The organism is Methanobrevibacter sp., assembly GCF_045220775.1.
In the GTDB taxonomy this organism is placed as follows: Archaea; Methanobacteriota; Methanobacteria; order Methanobacteriales; family Methanobacteriaceae; genus Methanocatella.
The window spans coordinates 1-7,333 of sequence record NZ_JBGUWC010000079.1; the positions used below are offsets into that span (position 1 = coordinate 1).

The 7,333-nt window shown below is 34.2% G+C and carries 6 protein-coding genes; all 6 read left to right on the forward strand.

The window, feature by feature from the left end; all coding sequences use genetic code 11:
- A partial coding sequence (locus ACJROP_RS05015) for a D-aminoacyl-tRNA deacylase (RefSeq protein WP_406534391.1) occupies positions 1–221 on the forward strand: 221 nt, incomplete at its 5' end.
- 76 nt (positions 222–297) lie between these two features.
- On the forward strand, positions 298–1,185 hold the full coding sequence (locus ACJROP_RS05020; protein WP_406534392.1) for a hypothetical protein: 888 nt from the start codon (positions 298–300) through the stop codon (positions 1,183–1,185).
- A gap of 8 nt (positions 1,186–1,193) precedes the next feature.
- A complete protein-coding gene (locus ACJROP_RS05025) occupies positions 1,194–1,763 on the forward strand; it encodes a zinc ribbon domain-containing protein (RefSeq protein WP_406534393.1) in 570 nt (189 codons plus the stop codon).
- An 8-nt stretch (positions 1,764–1,771) separates the two neighbouring features.
- Positions 1,772–2,914: a toxic anion resistance protein gene (locus ACJROP_RS05030; protein WP_406534394.1), complete on the forward strand. Its 1,143-nt coding sequence runs from the start codon at positions 1,772–1,774 to the stop codon at positions 2,912–2,914.
- 41 nt (positions 2,915–2,955) lie between these two features.
- Positions 2,956–3,375: a hypothetical protein gene (locus ACJROP_RS05035; RefSeq protein ID WP_406534395.1), complete on the forward strand. Its 420-nt coding sequence runs from the start codon at positions 2,956–2,958 to the stop codon at positions 3,373–3,375.
- 210 nt (positions 3,376–3,585) lie between these two features.
- Positions 3,586–7,104, forward strand: coding sequence for a right-handed parallel beta-helix repeat-containing protein (locus tag ACJROP_RS05040; RefSeq protein ID WP_406534396.1), 3,519 nt, complete (start codon positions 3,586–3,588; stop codon positions 7,102–7,104).
- Positions 7,105–7,333: the final 229 nt, after the last annotated feature.

Sequence of the window (7,333 nt, forward strand, 5' to 3'; positions counted from 1 at the left end):
TGGTTCCACAATTCACGTTATATGCTCACACCAAAAAGAACAGACCTTCCTTCCACAAGGCATTGGCTCCGGATAGGGCAACCGAGCTATTTGATTATTTTGCTTCAAGATGCAGTGAAGAAATTGAAGTTGAAACCGGTGAGTTCGGAGCCTATATGAGGGTTAGTTTATTGAATAACGGCCCCGTTACAATTCTACTTGAAAAGGAATTTGACATGTAGTAACAATTTAAATACATAGGTTTATAAATACCTTTATCTTAAATATATTTTTAGATAATTATTGGAGATTAAAGAAATGCCCAAAACTCATGAAATTAAAAGATTAACAACACCATTAACCTTTAAAGACTCAAAAGCCTTTGATAGCGAGGGGCAGAGGGTTAGTTGTGTCGAAACATTATCTGAAATAAAATATGTTATTGAGCCTAAGGCAGGCATATTAACTGATGATGAGATTTTGCAATATGCACCCGAATCAAAATATGCCTCCAGGATTAGATTGCAAAGGGGTTCCGGTGGCATTTCAGATATATTGTCTGCCAATAATTCTCTTCCTTGGATATTGGGCGTTTATTACATTTCCTTGCTTTGCATTGTTGTTCCGTTTGCACACTGGGGAAACAAGACAGTGATGTTTATAATTTTAATTTTATCAATACTTCCTTTGATATATCTCTACAGATTAACAAAATCAAGCAGCTATGCAAAAGCTGAAACTAAAAAGCCTGTAAAAATAGTATCCAAAAATAACTCTACAAATTCAATGCCTATCCGTCAAAGCACAGGCCTTGAATCACTTAAAAAATATGAAAAAGAGGTTAATAATCTAAAAGCATTGTTTGATGTAAAGGAGGAAATTGTTAAGGAACTGATTCATAAAAAGTTTGCTCCTCCTCAAATTACTTATGACAGATTCATGAATGTGGTAGACAGTTCACATAAATTATTTTATGTGCAGCACGATTCCGCCCTGAACATCATTAATTTGGCGGCTGACGATACTCCTAGAATCGAAGATGAACTTAAAAGTAAGATTAATAACATGAAAGCTATTATAAATCAGATTGAAGATTTAACCAATGAACTTGTAATTAACATTAGCGATGAGGATGGTGCAAGTGAAGAGGTTAAAAATCTATTGGAAGAAATGGAAAACTTAATAGGTTCTGTTAAGGAATATTAGGTGGTTTTATGAGTAAAACTTGTCCAAAATGTGGAAAAACGGTAGCTGACGATGCAAAATTCTGCATGGATTGCGGTCACAGCTTCTCTGATAATGCATTGAAAAAAGGTTCAGGTATATTTTCAAACGGGAAGATATTTCTGGTAATCATCGCTCTCATATTGGTTTTCGGGGCATTATTTATCATTACTTCCGGAAATGGGGATAATACCACAACCAATGATGTTGAACATGTAGATTTGACAATAACAGATGTTTCAGCTTATGACAATGATTACGGTAATAAGACAAGCTATACATTCTATACTGAAGCATTATTCATTGACGTTCCTTCAAAAATGAATGGATATATAGTAAAGACAAGCTATTGCGATGAAAATGATACTGTTTTAGGTCAGGAAACCGAAAAACTGTCTCAAGTGTATTATGATTCAAATTATGACATATCCTTTGGGTATTATGACACATACAAAAAATTGGATGTGGATCATGTTAATGTAGAAATAATTAAAGGCGGCAAAACAATAGATAATTATACCGCCAAAGTTGATAAGAATAAAATAGACTTTTATAGCTAGGTGATATTATGGCAGAATTTTCTCTAGATGTAGATGAAATCAAAAAGGATGTCGAAACATCCATCAAGGATGAAGAAGAAAAATTGGAAAACTCAAACCTTAAAAATCAGGCACAGGACAATGCAACTGCTATCTTTGACGCTGATTTGAATAATCCTCAAGAAAGGGAAAAAATCCTACAGCCCCTTGACAATTTCGGCATGGCAGACATGTCAAAATCCGCCTCACATAACGAAATGCTGTCTACAAGATTAAGCGACTTGACAAAAGGCGGAAAGGAAGCCGACAATATAGGAGAAAAATTATTGGAACTGGACCAACAGATGAGGGATTTGGATCCAAGCAAAGTTGATTTCGCTAAAAAAGGCGTGCTTGGCAACCTAGTCAATCCCGTTAAAAAGTACTTTGCCAAATATGAAAAGGCTGAAGTATCAATTTCACATATCATCGAATCACTTGAAAAAAGCGGCAAAGTCCTTCAAAATGATAATACCACCCTTTTAAGTGAAGAGAACTATTTAAGGGAAGTTACAAACAAGCTCCTTGCAGATATTGAACTTGGTAAGCAGATGGATCAGTCCATTGAAGCGCAAATACAGGAAGCTGAGCTTCAGGGAGTATCAGAAGAGAAAATCGCATTTGTACGTGAGGAAATTCTATTCCCATTAAGGCAAAGGATCATGGACATGCAGCAGATGATTGTTGTAAACCAGCAAGGAATCATCTCACTTAATGTAATCAGAAGAAACAATAAGGAATTGATAAGAGGAGTAAAACGTGCCCAAAACGTAACCGTTTCAGCTCTAAGAACCGGTGTAATGGTTGCAAGTGCGCTTTATAACCAAAAAATCGTAATGGACAAGATCAATATCTTGAACCAGACAACTGAAAACATTATTGAGTCCACTTCACATATGCTGAAAGAGCAAGGAAGCGAAATTCAAAAGCACAGCGCTGAGACAATGATTTCACCTGAAGTTTTAAAGGCCTCATTTTCAGAAGCCCTTCAGGCTATTGAAGATGTAAGCACATATAAGACAGAAGCACTTCCTAAAATGAAGGAAACAATCAATGTGTTCTCAGACTTGGCTGTTGAAGGTCAAAAAGTTGTCGACAAAATCGAAACCAGCAACAAAGACTTGTTAGAATAGTGGATAATAATTCCACTATCATAAAATTTTAAGGTTAAAAAATGAATGCTTTAGAAAAAATCAAAAGATCCTGGTGGGTAATCTTTTCGGTACTCATCCTTTTCAACGGTTTGGGATTTATTTATATTGGTGCTATACACGACAACAGGAACTGGGTTCTTGAAGGGGTAATCTATGAGATTCCATGGGTATTCGGAATAATCTTTGGAAATTTTGATTCAATTGTCGATGTATACGTAGCAATAGCCATGATACTGATGCTTGTATCAATCGTCAGGTCCGTTTGGGTTGCAATTAAGCTTGGCGATGTATATGACAATCAGGAAAAGTATGCTATTCAGACTACAGCATTGAACGGTTCAAATGCCGCTCAAGAAAACAGCGAGTTTCCAACCACCGTTGCATGCGTATCATGTCTTGTTTTGATATGTGTAGCATATGCCATACTGGCATTCATGTAACCTTTACTATTTTTAATGCTTATGAATACAGGATAATTTAAACTTTATCTACTTTTTTTTAATTTTCACTTGTTTTCCAGTCCGCAAATGAAAAGGATTTAACGTAATCATTTCCAATGCTTTTTTTGTTTGATGTAGAAATGATTAATATAATGATTGTATATAATATATATCAATTAATAAAAATTTTTCAAAAGGGAGGGCGAACTTTTGCTAAACAAAAGGATAATTGTGCTGGCAATATTGCTTGTAGGCCTATTGGCTATTGGAGCCGTAAGTTCAGCAGATATTGTTGGCAGTGAAGATTCAAATAATTTGAGTGTTCAAGATACATCGTCTAATGCAAATTTGTCTATTGGGGAATACTCTCAAAGCGAAGTAGCGGATGTTTCTGAACCATTATGCGATGATTCTTTGGATAAAAATAATATTGGATGTTTTACGCCAAATATTATAATAAATACAAATCAAAACAAATTATCTACAGTAAATAATGAGGGAGTATTGGGAAAAACAATTAATGTTAAGGGCACTTCATTTTCCGATATTCGAAATGCGATTAATAATAATCTTGATACAGACACTTTTAATCTAGATGGCTGTACATATATTGGTGATGGTTCAGAAATTTTCATTGATAGATCCATTACCATAAATGGTCATGGTGCAATACTCGATGCCGCTACAGGTTCAAGGATATTTAAGGTAACTGCTAATAATGTAGTCATAAAAAATATCACATTCCAGAATGGAGTATACGACAATGATGGTGGAGCCATATACTTAAATGGTAATAATAATCATATAATTAATTGTAATTTTTATAATAACCATATTGATACAGATTCAATTGCCTTTGGTTTTGGTGGTGCTATATATTTCTTTGGAATGAATAATGAGATAAGTTGTTGTAATTTTAGTAATAATTATGCTAAAAATCATTTTGAAGGGGGTGGTTGTGCTGGCGGAGGTGCTATATACTACTCTGGTACGGATGAAAATAATATAAGTAATTGTAATTTCAGTAATAATTATGCTGTATATGATAATATTGGTCATGATTATCTTGCTGCTGCTGGTGGTGCTATACATGGTAAAAACTGTCGGATAACTAATTGTAATTTTGAAAATAATTATGCTAAAGTTTATCTTATTAATGCTAATGTAATGTGTGAAGATGGTTATGCTGGCGGAGGCGCCATATATCTATCTGGCAATATAAGTAATTGTAATTTTAGTAATAATTATGTTGAATCCAATGTATCGGGTATTCCTGATTCTGTTGAAGGGGGTGCCGTTGTAAGTAGTGGTTTTATAGTTAATTGTAATTTCAATAATAATTATGTGAAATCTAATGGAGTATATTTGAATAATTATAGTGGTGGAGCAATGATCTGGGGTACTGCAATCAACTGCAACTTCAAAAACAACACTGCAATACATGGCGAAGCAATCTATGATGGTGTTGCTGTCCTTTGTACTTTTGAAGATAATGATAATGAGAAAACTGTTATTGTTACTGATCTGTTAAGTGTTTCTGACTTCATAGCACCATATAATTCTGGCGAGAAATTTTTATTCAATTTAAAATATAATGACTTCGTATTAAACGGTTGTAATACTACCATCTGCGTTTCTAAAAATGGCACATTCCTACGTAATTATTCTGCTTTAAGTGGCGAAGGATTGATTTTCGATTTGCCAATAGGTATTTACAATGCCCTATTAAGTGTCAATAATCATAAGGATATTAATCCAGTAACCGTAACATTAACAATTACTGATGGAACAACATTTTCGGATTTAAATAAAACCATAAATGGCAATGGTGCATGTGAAATTACTCTTGATAAATATTATAAATTTAACTCAACTATAGATTCTGATTTTGTAGAGGGCATTCCTATTAATCGCCCAGTAACTATAAACGGCAATGGAATGATTATAGATGCAAAAAACTTGTCAAGAATCTTTAAAATCACTGCAGACAATGTAACCATAAGAAACATTACATTCATAAACGGCATCGCTGCAGAAAAGGACACTGGAGCTAATGAGGATGATGCTGGTGCTATCCTATGGAACGGCGGTTTCGGTAACTTAACTGATTGCAATTTCATAAACAATACTGCAGACACAGAAGGAGGTGCTGTCCTCTGGCAAGGTGAATCAGGATATTTATCCAATTGTAATTTCACATGTAATGGTTTTGGATATGGGGCTGCTGTCTACTGGAAGGCTGTGTCCGGTACTTTAACTGATTGTAATTTCAATGATAATCATGCTGATCATTGGGCTGGTGCTGTCATTTGGAATGCTGATTCAGGATATCTGGCCAATTGCAATTTCACAAACAATACTTCTAAAGAGAATGGGGGTGCTGTCTATTGGTGTACTGGTATTGGTAATATAGCTAATTGTATTTTCGCTGATAATCATGCTGATAATCAAGGGGGTGCAATCTATATAGATAATAGTGCTCTCAGTTTACTAATCGATAATTCAGTATTTAAAAATAATAATGCAAATAAAGGCAATGATATTGCAGCAAGTAAAGAAAATTTAAACATTGTAAATAATAAGTTTTATGGAGGGTCATCTGTTGATTCACTTTACTGTGAAAATGGTGAATTAGATGTCTCTAATTGTAAGTTCTTAAATGAAACAGTATTCAGAATAAACCCTATTGCTGATGGATCAACAATTGAAATCAGTGTAGACGAAACTAAAAATGATCAATTCAACGGTACTGTCGATATAATTATTGGAGAAGAGATTCATACTCTAAACATTACCAATGGATCAGGCAAATTAGCGATAACTCCTAATCTAAAACCTGGTGACTATACAGCTGAAGTTATTTTTAAAGAAACAGACCTATACTACTCTGAAACAGTTTCTAAAAGTAATTCCTTCCATTTAAGCGTAAATCCTGAAATAGAGATTGAGAATATTCCGGACTTTATGCAAGGTAGTTCAATTGCAATTAAGCTGGCAGCCAATAAGTTCTTCACAGGCAACGTAACTGTTGTAATTGGAGGAACCAATTATACTGTAAACATAGTTGATGGTGTTGGCGAAAAAACAATCACTACAAACTTGAAATCCGGAATTTATAACATAACAGCAAGCTATTCCGGAAATGATGACTATACTAACTGCACTGCTGAGAATACTTTCAACATCGTTGTAAATCCTAAAGTAGTCATGACACAGGCATCCGTCCTATACACAGGAAAATACTCAGTAACAGTTTATGACAAGTATGGAAAACCTGCAGGCGGTGTCGATGTGGCATTCTACATTAACGGCAAGAAAGTCACAACAATCAAAACCGACTCAAAAGGTGTGGCCACATTCATTGTGCCTTCCAAATACCTGCCGAATAAGAAATACACAATAAAGGCAACTGCCTTAAGTAAAACCGCATCCAAAACTGTAACCGTAAAGCAGATTTTGAAACTTAAAAATGTCAAAGTTAAAAAGTCAGCCAAAAAGCTGGTTTTAACTGCAACCCTTAAGAAGGTCAATGGAAAATATCCTAAAGGCAAGGTCACCTTCAGATTCAACGGCAAAAAAGTCAAAACAGTTAAAATCAACAAAAAAGGAATTACAAAAGCTATAGTTAAAAAATCAATGCTTAAAAAACTTAAGGTTGGTAAAAAGGTAACTTATCAGGTCAAATACTTGAAAACAACTGTTAAAAAGAAAGTCAAAGTTAAAAAGTAGGTGCTGACAGCACTTACATTTTATTATTTTTTAAAAGATTAGCTAATTTTAGTATCCTAAATTTTAACCCTAACATCCAGTACATGATTTAAATAGGATTTTTTTATAAAATATTATCATGAATAAGAAAATCAAGATTGCTATCATAATTCTTCTACTTTTAATCATAGGCTTTGCAATCTTTTACATTAGCGATTATTACCATGCAGAAAAAATAGCTGCCGATAGT